General features: G+C 45.3%; 23 protein-coding genes. 2 read left to right on the top strand and 21 right to left on the bottom strand.

Annotation, left to right across the window (positions count from 1 at the left end; translation table 11 throughout):
- Positions 1–339 precede the first annotated feature (339 nt).
- Positions 340–570, bottom strand: a complete 231-nt coding sequence (locus CHI14_RS28560) for a hypothetical protein (protein ID WP_095293396.1) — start codon at positions 568–570, stop codon at positions 340–342.
- A 207-nt stretch (positions 571–777) separates the two neighbouring features.
- Complete coding sequence (locus CHI14_RS28565) at positions 778–1,401, bottom strand: stage II sporulation protein M (protein WP_095293397.1); 624 nt, start codon at positions 1,399–1,401, stop codon at positions 778–780.
- A 121-nt stretch (positions 1,402–1,522) separates the two neighbouring features.
- Between CHI14_RS28565 and pdaB the strand changes: the two genes are divergently transcribed.
- Complete coding sequence (gene pdaB, locus CHI14_RS28570; protein ID WP_095293398.1) at positions 1,523–2,299, top strand: polysaccharide deacetylase family sporulation protein PdaB; 777 nt, start codon at positions 1,523–1,525, stop codon at positions 2,297–2,299.
- A 143-nt stretch (positions 2,300–2,442) separates the two neighbouring features.
- On the opposite strand, the gene CHI14_RS28575 is transcribed toward pdaB, so the two are convergent.
- On the bottom strand, positions 2,443–3,060 hold the full coding sequence (locus tag CHI14_RS28575; RefSeq protein ID WP_095293399.1) for a KinB-signaling pathway activation protein: 618 nt from the start codon (positions 3,058–3,060) through the stop codon (positions 2,443–2,445).
- Positions 3,061–3,185: 125 nt separating this feature from the next.
- Here CHI14_RS28575 and gerD point away from each other — a divergent pair, with 125 nt between their 5' ends.
- Positions 3,186–3,959 (top strand): spore germination lipoprotein GerD, encoded by a 774-nt coding sequence (gerD, locus tag CHI14_RS30260; protein WP_095293400.1) that lies wholly within the window; start codon positions 3,186–3,188, stop codon positions 3,957–3,959.
- A 131-nt stretch (positions 3,960–4,090) separates the two neighbouring features.
- On the opposite strand, the gene CHI14_RS28585 is transcribed toward gerD, so the two are convergent.
- The 18 genes from CHI14_RS28585 to rpmD form a co-directional block, all read right to left on the bottom strand.
- Positions 4,091–5,191, bottom strand: a complete 1,101-nt coding sequence (locus CHI14_RS28585) for an Mrp/NBP35 family ATP-binding protein (protein ID WP_095293401.1) — start codon at positions 5,189–5,191, stop codon at positions 4,091–4,093.
- 79 nt (positions 5,192–5,270) lie between these two features.
- A complete protein-coding gene (gene cwlD / locus CHI14_RS28590; protein WP_095293402.1) occupies positions 5,271–6,026 on the bottom strand; it encodes an N-acetylmuramoyl-L-alanine amidase CwlD in 756 nt (251 codons plus the stop codon).
- 329 nt (positions 6,027–6,355) lie between these two features.
- On the bottom strand, positions 6,356–7,048 hold the full coding sequence (locus CHI14_RS28600) for a phosphoadenylyl-sulfate reductase (RefSeq protein ID WP_095293403.1): 693 nt from the start codon (positions 7,046–7,048) through the stop codon (positions 6,356–6,358).
- Between the two features lie 608 nt (positions 7,049–7,656).
- On the bottom strand, positions 7,657–8,049 hold the full coding sequence (gene rpsI, locus CHI14_RS28605) for a 30S ribosomal protein S9 (protein ID WP_056697740.1): 393 nt from the start codon (positions 8,047–8,049) through the stop codon (positions 7,657–7,659).
- Between the two features lie 19 nt (positions 8,050–8,068).
- A complete protein-coding gene (gene rplM, locus CHI14_RS28610) occupies positions 8,069–8,506 on the bottom strand; it encodes a 50S ribosomal protein L13 (RefSeq protein ID WP_095293404.1) in 438 nt (145 codons plus the stop codon).
- Between the two features lie 204 nt (positions 8,507–8,710).
- Positions 8,711–9,484 carry a tRNA pseudouridine(38-40) synthase TruA gene (truA, locus tag CHI14_RS28615; protein WP_095293405.1) on the bottom strand — a complete coding sequence of 258 codons (774 nt, stop codon included), beginning with the start codon at positions 9,482–9,484 and terminating at the stop codon, positions 8,711–8,713.
- A gap of 158 nt (positions 9,485–9,642) precedes the next feature.
- Entirely contained in the window at positions 9,643–10,008 is a 366-nt protein-coding gene (gene rplQ / locus CHI14_RS28620; protein WP_017692102.1) for a 50S ribosomal protein L17, read from the bottom strand.
- Positions 10,009–10,042: 34 nt separating this feature from the next.
- On the bottom strand, positions 10,043–10,987 hold the full coding sequence (locus CHI14_RS28625) for a DNA-directed RNA polymerase subunit alpha (protein ID WP_024633566.1): 945 nt from the start codon (positions 10,985–10,987) through the stop codon (positions 10,043–10,045).
- A 136-nt stretch (positions 10,988–11,123) separates the two neighbouring features.
- Positions 11,124–11,519: a 30S ribosomal protein S11 gene (rpsK, locus tag CHI14_RS28630; RefSeq protein WP_017692100.1), complete on the bottom strand. Its 396-nt coding sequence runs from the start codon at positions 11,517–11,519 to the stop codon at positions 11,124–11,126.
- 19 nt (positions 11,520–11,538) lie between these two features.
- Positions 11,539–11,907, bottom strand: coding sequence for a 30S ribosomal protein S13 (gene rpsM, locus CHI14_RS28635; protein WP_095293406.1), 369 nt, complete (start codon positions 11,905–11,907; stop codon positions 11,539–11,541).
- A 20-nt stretch (positions 11,908–11,927) separates the two neighbouring features.
- Positions 11,928–12,041, bottom strand: coding sequence for a 50S ribosomal protein L36 (rpmJ, locus tag CHI14_RS28640; RefSeq protein ID WP_003333770.1), 114 nt, complete (start codon positions 12,039–12,041; stop codon positions 11,928–11,930).
- 150 nt (positions 12,042–12,191) lie between these two features.
- A complete protein-coding gene (infA, locus tag CHI14_RS28645; protein ID WP_017692098.1) occupies positions 12,192–12,407 on the bottom strand; it encodes a translation initiation factor IF-1 in 216 nt (71 codons plus the stop codon).
- A 3-nt stretch (positions 12,408–12,410) separates the two neighbouring features.
- The gene (locus CHI14_RS28650) at positions 12,411–12,719 is read right to left on the bottom strand and encodes a KOW domain-containing RNA-binding protein (protein ID WP_095293407.1); all 309 of its coding nucleotides are present in this window, start codon (positions 12,717–12,719) and stop codon (positions 12,411–12,413) included.
- A gap of 10 nt (positions 12,720–12,729) precedes the next feature.
- Positions 12,730–13,482, bottom strand: a complete 753-nt coding sequence (gene map / locus CHI14_RS28655; RefSeq protein WP_095293408.1) for a type I methionyl aminopeptidase — start codon at positions 13,480–13,482, stop codon at positions 12,730–12,732.
- 4 nt (positions 13,483–13,486) lie between these two features.
- A complete protein-coding gene (locus CHI14_RS28660) occupies positions 13,487–14,131 on the bottom strand; it encodes an adenylate kinase (protein WP_095293409.1) in 645 nt (214 codons plus the stop codon).
- A gap of 90 nt (positions 14,132–14,221) precedes the next feature.
- Positions 14,222–15,520 carry a preprotein translocase subunit SecY gene (gene secY / locus CHI14_RS28665; RefSeq protein ID WP_095293410.1) on the bottom strand — a complete coding sequence of 433 codons (1,299 nt, stop codon included), beginning with the start codon at positions 15,518–15,520 and terminating at the stop codon, positions 14,222–14,224.
- A complete protein-coding gene (gene rplO / locus CHI14_RS28670) occupies positions 15,520–15,960 on the bottom strand; it encodes a 50S ribosomal protein L15 (RefSeq protein ID WP_095293411.1) in 441 nt (146 codons plus the stop codon). Before rplO ends, secY begins: the two co-directional genes overlap by 1 nt.
- Before the next feature lie 42 nt (positions 15,961–16,002).
- Positions 16,003–16,188 carry a 50S ribosomal protein L30 gene (rpmD, locus tag CHI14_RS28675; protein WP_017692092.1) on the bottom strand — a complete coding sequence of 62 codons (186 nt, stop codon included), beginning with the start codon at positions 16,186–16,188 and terminating at the stop codon, positions 16,003–16,005.
- Between the last annotated feature and the right edge of the window lie 10 nt (positions 16,189–16,198).

Genomic DNA, 16,198 nt, shown 5'->3' on the forward strand with positions numbered 1-16,198 from the left:
ACTTCAGTTTTTTGCTGTTTTTCATGTTGCCGTCGTTTTCAGCGGCGACTTTTATAATATATCATGTTCAGTTCCACTTTGCAAGCACTTTTTTTCAGGAATGTTATTCATTCATTTTACTGCAGGCACTTGTTTTAGTGGTTTGTCCTAAAAAGGAACGAAAATTAATTTATCATATCTAAACCAATAGGTCAACCCTTTTTCGACAATTTGTTATCATTTATGTTATTCCATCCATAGATTCGTCCCAGGTAGTTATAGAGGTACAGCTCAGGCTGTAGCGGGCCGCACCTCGCTCATCAATTAATACTGCATATTTTAAGCTCCGTACCATGCTTGTTACGGTTTAGACTTTTTGAGTTTGCCACTTCTTGCGTATTTGGACAGCTCCTTCGGCGGAGCGAATCGAGCATACATGCGGAATACTGTTTTGTATCTACTCGCTATAGCGTATTTGATCTCCTGGTCGAGGCGATTATCACTGAGGTCGAACAACATCTCATCCAGCTCTTTACGTAACACATAATCGAGTTCCTTACATTCCTTCTCGTTAAACAGCATACCCAGCATTAAGAGTTCTCCTTTTTCTGCATATGGATAAGGCGCGCCTTTATATTTGTATATTGAATCCCACACTCTCTAAAGTCAGGTCTATATTAGACGCGCCGATTCCAGCCCCTATGGGTTATAAAATTCTCTTACCTAAGGGATTGCTGAAACCCGTTTTATTGTTATGGTCAACTTTCTGAAAATTTATGAATGTCATACCATACAAATTTATCCACGCACAATACTGAATGTAATCGTACTTTCGATAATGGCTGCAATAAACAGCAGGATAATAACCCAGCACGACGCAGTTATTGTCCTTTTCAAAAAAGTCTCCCACTGTTTTCCTAACCCCTGACGCTTGGCACTTCCAAGTTCAATGAGGCTTCTGGACGCCAGTCCCCCAAACTTGAGACCAAAAGCACAGGCAATGATAATGACGGGAATTTCTATAATTCCGTGCGGTAAAAGTCCCTTTACCACGATATCAAAAAGGCTGGCTCCATTATCTGTGGTGATATGCACTAGAAAACCGATAACCATTCCGTTAATAACTAAAAATATAACAGGCAATATTCCAAAGAAAATCCCTGCATAGATCACTAACACACTTTTGATGGCATTATTAAAAAAGATAAAGATAAAGATAAAGAAATTCCATTGCACATTTCCGCTCTGTTCGAGCTGTCTGCTTACCTCTTGAAGTCCGCCGATCTGGTTCAATAATATGTCCTGCAGTGGCCCTGTGCTTACCCATCCAGCTCCTATGCCTGCAACAAACAATATGACCGACCAGATTAATGCGTTACGAATGGATCCCAGATCCCTTAGAAACGTACTGAATTTTAACATGGTAACCTCCTAATGACTGAAGTTGATGGACAAACAAATTTCTCATGCGAATAACTGCGCTGTACGAGCATACATTGGAGAGTAAACAAGCATTTCTTATGGGAGAGGGGCGCTTATTGAAATGAACTCGTTCTATGTATTCAGTGGCAAAAAGATTAAACGTTTCCTGATTGTGCTGGCTGCTGCCGTCTTTGCTATCGGGATTATTTATCTGGAAAGCGGCAATGTTTCTGTATTCTCGGAGGATGCACCGTCGGCTGTGTACAACGTACCAACAGAGAAAAAGGTAATTGCATTGACATTTGATATTAGCTGGGGCGATAAGCGGACGGAACCCATCCTTAAAGTGCTGAAGGATAACAAAGTAGAGAAAGCTACCTTCTTCTTATCTTCCCCCTGGAGCAAGACACACCCCGAGATTGTAACCTCCATCAAGGAAGCGGGATACGAAATTGGCAGCCACGGACATAAGCACGATAATTACAGCAGCATGACCGAAGAAGAAATTCGCAAGGAAATTTCGACAGCTCATAGCATTTTAACCGATTTAACGGGAAAAGAACCGAATCTGCTTCGTCTGCCCAATGGGGATTTTGACAAACGCGTACTTCAAGTAGCCAGCAGTCTTAACTATCAGGTCGTTCAATGGGATACCGACTCACAGGATTGGAAGAACCCGGGTGTACAAACTATCGTAGATCGGGTAGTCAGCAAAGCGCACCCTGGAGATATCGTACTTCTGCATGCAAGCGATTCCTCCAAACAAACTCATGAAGCACTGCCAGTTATTATCGATAAATTAAGAAACCAGGGGTATGAATTCGTAACAGTCTCCGAACTGCTGAATCATTCCAGTGCCAAAGGTACAGAAGTCCGGGATCAAGCCAGTGCTCAATAACACTCACAAGATTGACGGTTAAACTATAGGCTGTATATTCCATTCTGAAGGTTAAAATTTCACATTGGCAGAGATAAATGAAAAGAGCTAACTAGGTTAGCTCTTTTTCGCGTTTTATTAAAAGATCCAGAATAGCGTCCTTCTTATGCTTGCTCCGTTCTCCCGCTCACGGCCTGCTCTGCAGAACCATCCACCAGCTTATGTAATATTAGCATTTGATATGCATTACATGCCAGTAACGGGACCACAATAAAGGTGGTAGCGGCATTTACATCGATTCGGAGCACACCGATCGTCTCCACCACGGTTACTGCAATCATGAAAAAGAGCGTTGGGACCATTGCCGAAATATGTGTCTTTTTCACTTTCACGTAAGCGGTAACAATTGCGGCTGCCAAAATAATGATTCCAAGTACGATATCGGACAGACGCTCTCGCCCGCCTCCAACGAACAAACGCAAAAACATGACATCAAGTAAAGCCAGTACGGTTAAAACAAGCTGAACGATCTGCCAGCCGCGTTTCGGAAATACACCTTTGCCCATATAATTCAGTATCAAGTAAGCGAAAAAACCCATCTGAGAATACACACTAATCATCACCCCTGATCCAAATAAAATCAGGAGATACAGCAGAAAATCGATAATTCCGTTCGTTCTCTCTCCGTTCACCAGCATCATAATGAGACCTGTTACCAGCGATCCGGCTGCTCCGATAAGTAAGGCTGTCCAAAATAGGAAAAACCATTTACGTAAATTCAAATGTTTTCCACCCCCGAGAGTTTATTTTACCAACCTTCTCAGCAAAAAACCATCACCATTCAACATATTTAGTGCTTGCCCATCACATACTACATGCAGTATCTAATCAAGGAGGGGTTATGCATATGAAACGGCCTTTGTGGCAGCTCAGCTGTGTCGTATTGGGGCTTTCCGTCATGCTCGCCGGCTGCGGTTCAGATCAGAATTCTTCGCCTCCTCAGGGCAGTTATAAAGAGATGAAAACGATGGTCGTGGATATTCTGAAAAGTGATGAAGGCAAAAAGGCTGTCGAAGAAGCTCTAACTGGCCAAAGTTCCTCCGGGGGTGGCGGCGAAGGTGGAGATTCCGAACAAAGTGGCGGCGGATCGGGTGGCGGGTCTGGAACCATCGGTATGAAAATGTTAATGCCCATGCAATCTTCAGAACAAATACGTATTGCTGTTAAAGATACCATCACGGCTCCCGAGTACCAAAAGGAATTCGAGAAAATCATGACAGATCCACAATTTGCAAGTGAATTTGCCAAAGCCATTAACTCGCAGAGCAAGCAGCTGCATATGCAGCTAATCAAAGACCCCACTTACCAGAAATCGGTTGGGGATATCATGAAATCTCCGGAAGTATCTAAAATGTTTATGGACATGACCAAAACACCGGAATACCGTAAACAGACCATGACCGTAATGCAGGAGGTCATGCAGAATCCATTGTTTCGAATGGAAGTGCTGACGCTGCTTAAAAAAGTGGTACAGGAAGAACTCCAACCGAAAGTTGAATCCGGCGGGCAGGAACAAGGCGGACAACAAGAGGGTGGTGGCGGCCAAGAGGGCGAAGGTGGCGGCGGCGACAGCGGAGATGGCGGTAGTGGTGGTGACTCCGGAGGTGGCGGAGGATCATAATCCCCTGTCAACGGATACAGTTGATATACAGTTAATTCTGATTTCAGGAACGGAACCATGTTATACGTTATAAAAGCCCGCATCCGATGGATGCAGGCTTTTTTGATGTTGTGTTGAATTTTTTCAATATGCTAAAACTTCGTCTCAATTACCTGCGCTACTTCATCGTATATGGCACCAATGCGTGTATCAGCCTTATATACCGATGGCGAGAAATCAGGCTCTGATGGATGATTGTCCGGTGAACCGAGAGGGATCTGTGCAAGCAGCTCTGTATGCAGGCTTTCGGCAAGACGTCCACCGCCCCCACGACCAAAGACATAGTCTTTCTCTCCACATTTGCTACATTCGTAATAAGCCATGTTCTCTACCACACCCAGCAGCTCATGCTCGGTCTGAATCGCCATTGCACCTGCTCTCGCGGCTACAAATGCTGCTGTTGCGTGCGGCGTTGTCACGATGATCTCCTTGCTCTGTGGCAGCATTTGATGCACATCCAGGGCTACGTCACCTGTGCCTGGAGGCAAATCAAGCAGCATGTAGTCCAGTTCTCCCCAATTTACATCTGTGAAGAACTGACGCAGCATGCGACCCAGCATGGGACCACGCCAGATTACAGGGTTATTTTCACGAATGAAAAATCCCATCGACATCACTTTCACACCGAAACGCTCGACCGGCTGAATGATTCCATCCTCTACAACAGGGTATTCTTCAATCCCCATCATATCGGGTACACTGAAACCATAGATGTCCGCATCAATTAATCCAACCTTTTTACCTTGCCGAGCGAGGGCAGCAGCCAGATTCACTGTGACTGTAGATTTACCTACCCCACCTTTGCCGCTTGCTACTGCAATATAGCGAACACCCGATTCAGGGCTTAATAACTCATGACCATCCAGACCTGCTGCATGGCCTTTTACAAGCACTTCCTCGTCATTCTGCTCATTCCCTGGTTGTCCTGCATTCACACTCTCTCGTTCATGTTCTGATGCTGCACGCAGGCGTATATGTACATCCTGAATCCCATGTTGAGACAATAGGTTACGTGCGGCGTCACTAAGAGCAGTTGTATCCTCAGTCTGATTGTCCAATGTAACAATGGTCAATGCCACATGATTTTCTTTTACCATGACATCACGAATCCATTGAAGCTCGGTCAGACTCACTCCCAATTGTGGTTCCTGTAAAGGTTGCAATAGTTCAAGTATCTGTTCTTTGGATATCATCAGACAGCACCTCAGCTTTATCTATTGGCATGTAATTAGGTATGCTGTGTTAATTATAACATTCTCCTTCTCTTTGTAACTAACTTTTGGGACGTTCCCCCGAGGAATACCTCAATATTCCATTGTAAATGGAAGCGGCTACTTTACGCTGATATGCTTCATCGGCAAGAAGACGTGCCTCATCCGGATGAGATAAGAAACCAACTTCTACGAGCGCAGAAGGAATTTTCAATGCTTGAAGCAGATATACGGTATTTACCGTTTTTGCAATTCGATCTGTATTCTCTAGATTACGTATCATCTCTTGCTGCAACAGATTGGCCAATCCTTCATTGTCCGGGTGGTTGGGTGTATAAAAGACCTGTGCGCCACTCCAGCGGTTCGAAGGGACACTGTTCATGTGAATGCTGATAAACAAATCTGCCTGCTTGTCTTCAATTCGTCTTACTCTCTGCTTGAGATCTTCTGTCTTCCTTTTGGAATATCCTCTGGTATCTGCCTCTGCAAGATCTGTATCAATCTCTCGTGTCATGACAACCAGTGCTCCAGCTTGCTGCAGATAGTCCCGTACATACAAAGCAATCGACAAATTGATATCCTTCTCAATGACTCCCTGCTTGCTCACAGCCCCCCCGTCTGGTCCACCGTGCCCTGCATCAATCGCGATGACTTTGCCTGCTAGCGGCAGCCCCCAATATCCGGACGTCTTGGATGAAGGAAGTTCATACGTCACCACAGCTACCAACATCGCAAGTAGACAGAGGCTTAGCAGCACACGCTTTACTGTACGCAACCGGATCCATACCACAAAATGCTTGCCCATATTTTTACGCATAAAAAAACCACCTCGTCCCTATAAATGACTCTAATCATCTATATGGGACAAGATGGACAAATATACCGTTAGGAGCGGACTTGCTCCGCCATTCCCTTAATCAGCACTTCAGCTACCTCAGGATGAGTTAATTCTGGTGGCGGGCACTCTCCATCACGGGCTTTCCATCAAGGAGCTGACCACGCACTTTTGTAACGGATAACGTCATAGAGGCAGAAGGGATGTCATTTTGTCAGCACCCTAATTTCTCTTCATAGTGGTGGTTCGATAGAGATAAGCTCAAAGCTATAATGTAAGCTCTAAAGAATGTTCCCGCTATTTCGAATACTTTATTTATGAAGTCCGCATTCTGTTTTATCATTACCGGACCATCGTCCTGCACGCGGATCTTCACCTGGCATAACTTGACGGGTGCAATATTCACAACCAATGCTCGGATAGTTCTGATCATGGAGAGGGTTATATACAACGTTATTGGCCCGAATATAGTCCCACACATCCTCAGAAGTCCAATGAGCGATCGGATTAAACTTCATAAGTCCAAACTTTGTATCGTATTCCACCTTCTTCGCATTAGCACGAGTCGGTGCTTGATCTCTGCGAATTCCCGTGATCCATGCATCATACTGAGAAAGAATACGTGTCAGCGGCTCAACCTTGCGAATATTGCAGCAAGCATTAGGATCTGATTTCCACAATTCCTCTCCATGTTGGGCCGCCTGCTCTTCAGGCGTAATTTTAGGAGAAACACGTACAAAATCCAAATTGTATTTCTCTTTCATAAGATCACGAGTCTCATACGTTTCCTTGAAATGAAAATCAGTGTCGAGATAAAAAACATCCGTAGATGGACTGATCTTCTGCAGCATATCTACAAGTACAACATCTTCCGCACCAAAGCTGCATGCAAAAGTGATATTTGGGAATGTCTCAACAGCGTAACGGATAATATCTTCAGGGCTTGCGTTTTCCATTTCTTCTGCTTTCGCCCGAGCAAGATTTTCTTTTTCAAACAAGTTCATTCTGCTTTTCCCCCATTCTGCTTTTCCCGAAAACTATAATGCCGACCAATCTAATAAGAATTATGTATAGTATAAATCTTTCAGAGGGGATGTCAATGCCTGCCACATAGTAAAATGATTCATTTGCAGCCCATTTTTGTGAGTGGATTAATCAATCATTTTGTGAACACTTAGATTCTCTTCAAATGAATCCATTGCAATTAACTTAAGCAGGCTAGAAGGTATTAGAGTCCAATTTGCTATGCTAATCTTGAAATCCTTTGTCCCTACTGGGTTATCTGGATTAAACTGTACTAAAATTCGTAATGATAATGCTCTTGCTAATAACCAAATATGAGATGCATAGAGACCAATCGGCATGAAAAAACTTAAATTCTCCATGCTTACATGTAAGCGACTTTTATTGAATTTATAAGAAAAGCTGATGATTGTTGTCTCATATAACCTTTCCGGAATGATCTATCTTCAGCCAAATTTAAAATGAGAAATAAGCCATGTTAGATCACATACATATGGCAAACTCTCCGCGCGATCCTATTGGAATAATTAATCCATGTTTTATAGACAACAAAAAGCCTCTGGCCGAGGCCAGAGGCTTGTAATACATATTAACGTTTGGAGAACTGAGGAGCGCGACGAGCGGCTTTGAGACCGTATTTTTTACGTTCTTTCATCCGTGGGTCACGAGTCAGGAATCCTGCTTTTTTCAGGGAAGCACGGTATTCCGGATCTGCTTTGAGCAGAGCGCGAGAGATACCATGACGGATTGCTCCAGCTTGACCGGAGATTCCGCCACCATGAGCGATAACCAAAACGTCATAGTTGCTAAGCGTTTCTGTCAAAGTCAGTGGTTGTTTTACGATCAGTTTGAGTGTTTCCAAACCGAAGTATTCATTAATATCACGTTTGTTGATGACAATGCGTCCTTCACCCGGTACAAGGCGAACACGAGCTACCGAATGTTTACGACGACCTGTCCCATAGTATTGTACTTGTGCCATGAAACTGTCCTCCTTTTAATTAACCGCGAAGTTCGTAAACTTCTGGTTTTTGTGCTGCATGTGGATGCTCAGTGCCTCTGTACGCTTTAAGTCTCAGCTTCATTTTTTCGCCCATGCGAGTTTTAGGAAGCATACCGCGAACAGCCAATTCCAACATACGTTCCGGTTTGTTTTTAACCATATCTTCTGCAGTAGTTACTTTCAAACCACCTGGGTGCATCGAGTGACGGTAGTATTTCTTATCTTGCATTTTTTTACCAGTCAATACGATTTTCTCCGCATTGATGATAACTACGAAATCGCCAGTGTCCACATGGGGAGTGAATTGTGGCTTGTGTTTGCCGCGGATCAAAGCAGCTGCTTCGCTCGCCAAACGTCCGAGCGTTTTGCCTTCGGCATCAATAATGTGCCATTGGCGCTCAACTTCGTTAGGCTTCGCCATGTACGTTGTACGCATGAAAAGTTCCTCCTTAAAATGTTCAAAATCTCATTTTCATTTATCTTCGTTCATTAAGTGATAACTTTAGGTGTTGATGGATAGTTGTTGCGATGTGACCCTCTTAATTGGGGCTGTGGGAAAGCCATTAAGAAAACACAACTTTTATATTACATGATAGGAGGTTAAATCGCAAGTGTTAATTAATCTTTTCACTCACCAAATTTAATCTTTTTTGTATTCAAGATCCCAGAGCATTAAACCGCAACTTACCGCAGTTGGTCCTGCAGCAGAGCGATTACATGCGGCAATCATATTTGGTACATCAGAGGCTTTCCGTTTGCCCTCTCCGATCTCCAGCAGTGTACCTACAATAATGCGAACCATATGCTGCAAAAAGCCGTTGCCGCTCACATAAATATGAATGACTCCCTGATCGCGCGGATGATCTCTGCACATTGAACGGTCAACCTCTATCCATGCGTCGTATACCGAACGTATATGATTGTCTTTCTGAGACTTGCGAGAAGCAAAGGAGGTGAAATCATACGTACCAATAAAATGACGAAGCCCCTCCTGCATTGCAGTTACGTCCAGCCTGGCATGATGATGATATTGCAGCCTTCTGTTGAATACATCCGGAAATTGATTGGCATTGATCGTATACCGGTACGTCTTCGTTTTCGCTGCATAGCGAGAATGAAACTCAAGCGGTACCTCTATCGCATCAATAACAACAATATCAGAGGGTAATCTAGAATTAAGTGCAATACACCATCGTTCAATCGGGATTTGAGATTCGGTAGTAAAGTTGAAGATCTGCCTGCGAGCATGAACCCCCGCGTCAGTTCTACCTGACCCCGTTATCTTTACCGTCTCACCTGTCAACGCACGAATGGCATCTTCAAGATGATCCTGAATGGTATTCCCCCCCGGCTGTACCTGGAAGCCATAATAAGCAGTGCCATCATAAGCAAGCGTCATGCACAAGTTGCGCATCATTACCACACCTTTGTTCCATACTATACATACCCTACCCCGAACAGCAAAAGAAGCCCCTTCCGGAGCTTCTATTACAGCACGAATTCCGAAATGAAGTGAAAAAAAGGGTTAATCCAGAATCAACGACTCTGTCCCCTTTCCTCATCTCATCTGTTTTACGCGCGGTCAACCAGTTCCAAGTAAACCATAGGCGCTGCGTCACCACGACGAGGTCCCAGTTTAAGGATACGAGTGTATCCACCTGGACGCTCAGCGTAACGACCGGACAATTCGCTAAACAGTTTTTGGATTGCATCTTGCTCACCATCGATAGTTTCGCGGCGAACATAAGCTGCCACTTGGCGACGGGCATGAAGATCTCCCTTTTTCGCTTTAGTGATCAGTTTTTCAGCAATAGAGCGAACCTCTTTTGCTTTCGCTTCAGTTGTCTGAATGCGCTCGTACAAGAACAGGTCGGTTACCAGGTCACGGAACAAAGCTTTACGCGCGCTGGAATTACGGCCCAACTTTTGGTATGCCATTGTTTTCCCTCCTTCACTTCAAGCACTCAGCTGTCTATTCTTCTGTACGGAGTCCCAGACCCAATTCTTCGAGCTTCTCTTGAACTTCTTCCAAAGACTTACGTCCGAGGTTACGGACTTTCATCATGTCTTCTTCGGTTTTCGTAGTCAGCTCTTGCACGGTATTAATACCGGCACGTTTCAGGCAGTTGTAGGAACGAACAGAGAGATCCAGCTCTTCGATCGTCATTTCGAGTACTTTTTCTTTTTTGTCTTCTTCTTTTTCGACCATGATCTCAGCGTCTTTCGCTTCGTCTGTAAGACCCACGAAGAGCATCAAATGCTCGGTCAAAATTTTAGCGCCGAGGCTTACAGCCTCTTCAGGACGAATACTTCCGTCTGTCCAAACTTCCAACGTGAGCTTGTCATAGTTGGTTACTTGGCCAACACGCGTATTTTCCACAGCGTAGTTAACGCGGCTGATCGGGGTGAAGATGGAATCGACTGGGATGACGCCGATCGGCTGGTCATCGCGTTTATTCCGATCTGCCTGGACGTAGCCGCGACCGCGATTGGCAAAAATACGCATGTGAAGTCTCGAACCTGGTCCGAGCGTAGCGATGTGCAGATCCGGGTTAAGGATTTCCACATCGGAATCAGCACGGATATCTCCAGCCGTGATTGCTCCTTCGCCTTCAGCATCAATCTCGAGCACTTTCTCCTCATCCGAATGAATTTTAAGCGACAAAGCTTTCAGGTTAAGAATAATCTCCGTTACATCTTCCATTACGCCAGGAACTGTAGCAAATTCATGCAGAACGCCATCGATTTGAACCGAAGACACTGCCGCACCCGGCAGTGACGAGAGCAAGATTCGGCGAAGCGAGTTTCCAAGCGTCGTTCCGTATCCGCGCTCCAGCGGTTCTACTACGAATTTCCCATAGGTGCCATCATCGTTGACGTCTACCGTCTCAATTTTCGGCTTTTCGATTTCAATCACTGCAATACCCCTCCTTCAAAACGTCGGTCCTCTATGAAACATTTACCTTCTCTTGCGAAAACATGTAGTAGTATGCCTAAACAACCATTATTAGCAGATTGTGCTGGATTTATACCACACGCAGGGGCAAATCTCATTAGACACGACGACGTTTTGGAGGACGGCATCCGTTGTGTGGGACTGGAGTTACGTCTTTGATCAGGTTAACTTCCAGACCTGCAGCTTGCAAAGAGCGGATCGCTGCTTCACGGCCTGCGCCTGGTCCTTTAACCATAACCTCAACGGCTTTCATCCCATGTTCCATTGCAGCTTTGGCAGCAGTCTCAGCAGCCATTTGTGCAGCAAACGGAGTCGATTTACGGGAACCTCTGAATCCGAGGCCGCCGGAGCTTGCCCACGAAATTGCGTTTCCGTGAGGATCCGTAATAGTAACGATAGTGTTATTGAAAGTGGAACGGATATGTGCCACGCCAGATTCAATATTTTTACGGTCACGACGTTTAGTACGTACGACTTTTTTCGGTTTAGCCATTTTCTCTTATCCCCCCTTATTATTTCTTCTTGTTCGCTACTGTACGACGAGGACCTTTACGAGTACGAGCATTCGTTTTCGTACGTTGTCCACGAACAGGCAGACCACGACGATGACGAACTCCACGGTAACAACCGATCTCCGTCAAACGTTTAATATTCAAAGAGATTTCACGACGCAGGTCACCTTCTACTTTGACCTCTTTGTCGATACTTTCACGCAATTTGCTGACTTCATCTTCCGTCAAATCACGAACACGAGTGTCCGGATTGATGCCTGTAGAGCTCAGAATTTTCTGGGAAGTCGTTTTACCGATTCCGAAAATATAAGTCAAGGCGATCTCAACGCGCTTATCACGTGGCAAATCCACACCAGCTATACGTGCCATTTTACGCTACACCCCCTTCATTAACCTTGTTTTTGTTTGTGTTTCGGATTTTCACAGATAACCATAACATTCCCTTTGCGGCGAATGACTTTGCATTTTTCGCAAATCGGTTTGACCGAAGGTCTTACCTTCATGTGAATTACCTCCTCAAAGTTCTGCTTAGCAAAACTCTCTTCGTAAGCATTGACCTCGTTTTACCATTGTAAAACCGGCTTCGAAGCTTTCGCAAGTTTTGCCGGGCAAAACCCGCTTCAAGCTTCACAGTTCATTGCAACTGTCTACTACTATTTACGGTAAGTTATACGTCCTTTTGTCAGATCATAAGGCGATAACTGAACAACTACTTTGTCACCAGTCAGGATACGGATAAAGTGCATCCGCAGCTTGCCGGAAACGTGAGCGAGAATTTGATGACCGTTCTCAAGCTCAACCTTGAATGTTGCATTCGGCAGCGGTTCAAGAACCGTGCCTTCCACTTCAATGACATCTTCCTTGGCCATTAGTCAGTCTCCTTTCTCTTCAGCTTGAATGTTGGTGGATTCCAGAAACGAATGAACCGCATAGCGGAGCTTTCCGTTTGTCACCCGACCACTCTCGTTTAAACTGTTTACAACCTCGCTGCTGATCATCGGCTGGAGCTCCAGATGAAGAATATTCTTCTTCTTGGGTTGATCAAACTTACGTTTGTCTCCATCCGCTATATACACGAACCTACTGTCCGCTATAGCAACAATTACCGCGGCTTGGTCCGCATTGCGGCCTTTACGGATCTTCACAAGTTGACCGAGCTGCGGATTAGACTGATTATTCATGCCTCATCACCTACGCATTCAGTTTTGTGAAAATTTCCATGCCATCTGGTGTAACTGCTACGGTGTGTTCAAAGTGGGCACATAACGATCCGTCAACAGTAACGACAGTCCAGTTATCTTCCAACGTTTTCACATACCGGCTACCTACGTTAACCATCGGCTCTATGGCCAGCACCATGCCCGCTTTAAGCCGTGGTCCCCGATCAGGAAGACCATAGTTCGGAATTTGGGGTTCTTCGTGCAGATCCGCTCCTATGCCGTGACCGACATATTCCCGAACTACCGAAAAACCGGCATCCTCAATATATTTCTGAATCGCATGAGATATAGTAAACAAGCGAATGTCCGGTTTAACCAGCGCCAGACCTGCGTATAACGAAGCCTCGGTAACGTCCAGAAGACGACGGGCTTCTTCGGAAATACGGCCGACCGGATAAGTCCAGGCAGAATCTCCATGATACCCCTGGTACTGCGCGCCAATGTCAAACGTAACGATATCGCCCTCGTTCAACTTGCGTTTGCCGGGAAATCCATGCACCAACTCTTCATTTACTGAAGCGCACACACTGGCAGGAAAACCGTTATAACCTTTGAAAGACGGCACAGCTCCTTGACTGCGGATGTATTGATCGGCCATATGGTCAAGTTCTCCAGTCGTAATACCGGGAGCGATATGCTCTGCCAAGAGACGATGCGTTTCCGCAACGATTCTCCCTGCTTCCCTCATCAAGCCCAGTTCCGTTTCGGACTTACCAATGATCATTCAATTAACCTCGCAGTAAGGACACGATCTCTTGAGAGACTTGATCAATATCCTGTTCTCCGTTCATTTGACGAAGAAGACCTTTGTTCTCATAAAACGTGAGGAGTGGTGCTGTTTTGTTGATATATTCGTCAAGACGGGTTCCTACGCTCTCTTCGTTATCATCCGAGCGTTGGTACAACTCGCCGCCGCATTTATCACAAATACCTTCCTGCTTAGGCGGATTGAATACGACATGATAAGTGGCGCCACAGTTTTTGCAAATGCGACGACCCGTCAAACGAGCCAGCAATTTGTCGCGGTCCACTTTCAGGTTGATTACATGATCGAGACCTGAGTTCAGTCGGTCCAGGATGCCATCAAGCGCTTCTGCTTGAGACAGGGTTCTTGGAAAACCATCCAAGAGGAATCCTTCTCTGCAGTCAGGCTGCTGCAACCGTTCTTCAACGATGCCGATGGTTACATCATCTGGTACAAGCAATCCTTGATCCATATATTCCTTGGCTTTCAGGCCAATGGGAGTTCCCTGCTTAATCGCCAGACGAAATGCATCGCCTGTTGAAATGTGGGGAATACCGAACTCTTTCACGATGACGTCTGCTTGTGTTCCTTTTCCTGCCCCCGGAGGGCCCATGAATAGGATGTTCACGTTATGTCACTCCCTCCAAGACTACCCTACATCAACAAACAGCACAATAGGTGCCGGCAAGTAAATCTTAGCTTGACCGGTACCTATTGCCTATTTATTGATAAAACCTTTGTAGTGGCGTTTGATCAATTGGCTTTCGATTTGCTTCATGGTATCGAGCGCAACACCGATAACGATCAGGAGAGACGTTCCTCCAATTTGCGCCGATTGAGGCAAACCAGAAAGTGCCCCTAAGAATACAGGCAGAACGGAAATGACTGCCAAGAAGATGGCTCCGGCCATTGTCAAACGAGTCATGACACGGGTCAGATATTTCTCGGTTGCTTTACCCGGGCGAATGCCTGGGATGTAACCGCCGTTCTTTTTCATATTATCAGCCATCTGCTGTGGATTCATCTGTACGAAAGTATAGAAGAAAGTGAAACCGAAGATCATCACGACATACAATAACATACCCAGAGGTTTGTGAGTAGTCAGATTTTGTCCGATCCACTGTGCCCATAAACGATCAGCCCAGAAGTTGGCGATAATCGTTGGGAACATCAACAGAGATGAAGCAAAGATGACAGGGATAACACCTGCTGCGTTAATCTTCAGCGGGATATGTGTATTCTGTCCACCGTACATTTTGTTACCTACGACGCGTTTCGCGTACTGTACAGGAATTTTCCGAATCGCCTGCTGAATGTAAATGACACCGATGATAATCAACACAATAACAATTGCGACGATTACACCTTTAAGGATGTTCATGAACAACTGATCAGGTTGAATGAAGTCGGACTCGATTGTCTGTTTGATAATGTTAGGCACCGTTGAGAGGATACCCGCGAAGATCAGAATCGAAATCCCGTTTCCTATGCCCTTCTCGGTGATCTGCTCACCAAGCCACATCAGGAATGAAGTACCGGCCGTAAGTACAATCGCGATCAAGATATAATCAGCAAAAGTGGCGTTAGGCACCATCTCTGTATTGTACAAGCGGTTGAATCCGATCGACGTACCAAACGCTTGAATCAATGCCAGACCGATCGTCAAATAACGAGTCAGCTGAGCTGATTTTTTCTTACCTTGTTCACCTTGCTTAGCCCATTCCGCTAACTTAGGGATAACGTCCATGGAAAGCAACTGTACTATGATAGACGCAGTGATGTAAGGTACGATCCCGAGTGCAAAGATCGAGAACTGGAACAGTGCTCCACCCGAGAACGTATTGAGAAGTCCAAAAACTTCTTTACCCGCAGAATTTGTCGCTTCGAAAACCTCTTTGTTTACTCCAGGTACTGGAACGAAGGATCCGATGCGGTAAATGATCAGTACAAAAAGGGTAAATAATACCCTTTTGCGCAGATCTTCAACCCGCCAGATATTCTTTAGGGTCTTGAACATTAAATCACCTCGGTTGTACCGCCGGCAGCTTCAATTTTCTCCACCGCAGATTGAGAAAACTTGTTAGCTTTAACAGTCAGCTTCACAGTGACTTCACCGTTACCCAGGATCTTGATTCCGGATTTAGCGTTTTTAACTACGCCGTTCGTCATCAAGAATTCTGGAGTTACTTCAGTACCCGCAGCAAAACTGTTCAGGTCTTCAATATTCACAACCGCATATTCCTTGCGAGTTGGGTTTACGAAACCACGTTTTGGCAAGCGACGATACAATGGATTTTGTCCACCTTCGAAGCCCGGACGTACACCACCGCCGGAACGAGCGTTTTGTCCTTTGTGACCGCGACCTGATGTTTTACCCGTACCACTACTTGGACCGCGACCAAGACGTTTACGCTCTTTGCGGGATCCAGGAGCTGGGGAAAGCTCATGTAACTTCATCGTTCGTTGCACCTCCTTAAAGATTTATGGGAATATCCCGTATTAAGCTTCTACTTCTTTAACAGCTACCAAGTGACTTACTTTGTTAATCATACCACGAATGGCTGGATTATCATTTTGAACCACTTTGCTGTTGATTTTGCGCAAGCCCAATGTTTTCACAGTTGTTCTTTGCGTCTCCGGACGTCCGATCAAGCTGCGGACGAGGGTAATTTCCAATTTAGCCATGAGATTCCCT

The organism is Paenibacillus sp. 7516 (genome assembly GCF_002272715.1).
Classification (GTDB): Bacteria; Bacillota; Bacilli; order Paenibacillales; family Paenibacillaceae; genus Paenibacillus; species Paenibacillus illinoisensis_A.

Bases quoted from the DNA above. Each gene is read 5' to 3' on its own strand.
- CHI14_RS28600 (WP_095293403.1), bottom strand. From the start codon at position 7,048: ATGAACTTGTTTGAAAAAGAAAATCTTGCTCGGGCGAAAGCAGAAGAA.
- CHI14_RS28585 (WP_095293401.1), bottom strand. From the start codon at position 5,191: ATGATATCCAAAGAACAGATACTTGAACTATTGCAACCTTTACAGGAA.
- CHI14_RS28650 (WP_095293407.1), bottom strand. From the start codon at position 12,719: ATGAATAATCAGTCTAATCCGCAGCTCGGTCAACTTGTGAAGATCCGT.
- rplM (WP_095293404.1), bottom strand. From the start codon at position 8,506: ATGCGTACAACGTACATGGCGAAGCCTAACGAAGTTGAGCGCCAATGG.
- CHI14_RS28560 (WP_095293396.1), bottom strand. From the start codon at position 570: ATGCTGGGTATGCTGTTTAACGAGAAGGAATGTAAGGAACTCGATTAT.
- pdaB (WP_095293398.1), top strand. From the start codon at position 1,523: ATGAACTCGTTCTATGTATTCAGTGGCAAAAAGATTAAACGTTTCCTG.
- gerD (WP_095293400.1), top strand. From the start codon at position 3,186: ATGAAACGGCCTTTGTGGCAGCTCAGCTGTGTCGTATTGGGGCTTTCC.
- map (WP_095293408.1), bottom strand. From the start codon at position 13,482: ATGATCATTGGTAAGTCCGAAACGGAACTGGGCTTGATGAGGGAAGCA.
- cwlD (WP_095293402.1), bottom strand. From the start codon at position 6,026: ATGCGTAAAAATATGGGCAAGCATTTTGTGGTATGGATCCGGTTGCGT.
- rplQ (WP_017692102.1), bottom strand. From the start codon at position 10,008: ATGGCATACCAAAAGTTGGGCCGTAATTCCAGCGCGCGTAAAGCTTTG.
- rpsI (WP_056697740.1), bottom strand. From the start codon at position 8,049: ATGGCACAAGTACAATACTATGGGACAGGTCGTCGTAAACATTCGGTA.
- truA (WP_095293405.1), bottom strand. From the start codon at position 9,484: ATGCGCAACTTGTGCATGACGCTTGCTTATGATGGCACTGCTTATTAT.
- rpmJ (WP_003333770.1), bottom strand. From the start codon at position 12,041: ATGAAGGTAAGACCTTCGGTCAAACCGATTTGCGAAAAATGCAAAGTC.
- rpsK (WP_017692100.1), bottom strand. From the start codon at position 11,519: ATGGCTAAACCGAAAAAAGTCGTACGTACTAAACGTCGTGACCGTAAA.
- rpsM (WP_095293406.1), bottom strand. From the start codon at position 11,907: ATGGCACGTATAGCTGGTGTGGATTTGCCACGTGATAAGCGCGTTGAG.
- infA (WP_017692098.1), bottom strand. From the start codon at position 12,407: ATGGCCAAGGAAGATGTCATTGAAGTGGAAGGCACGGTTCTTGAACCG.
- rpmD (WP_017692092.1), bottom strand. From the start codon at position 16,188: ATGGCTAAATTGGAAATTACCCTCGTCCGCAGCTTGATCGGACGTCCG.
- rplO (WP_095293411.1), bottom strand. From the start codon at position 15,960: ATGAAGTTACATGAGCTTTCCCCAGCTCCTGGATCCCGCAAAGAGCGT.
- CHI14_RS28565 (WP_095293397.1), bottom strand. From the start codon at position 1,401: ATGTTAAAATTCAGTACGTTTCTAAGGGATCTGGGATCCATTCGTAAC.
- secY (WP_095293410.1), bottom strand. From the start codon at position 15,520: ATGTTCAAGACCCTAAAGAATATCTGGCGGGTTGAAGATCTGCGCAAA.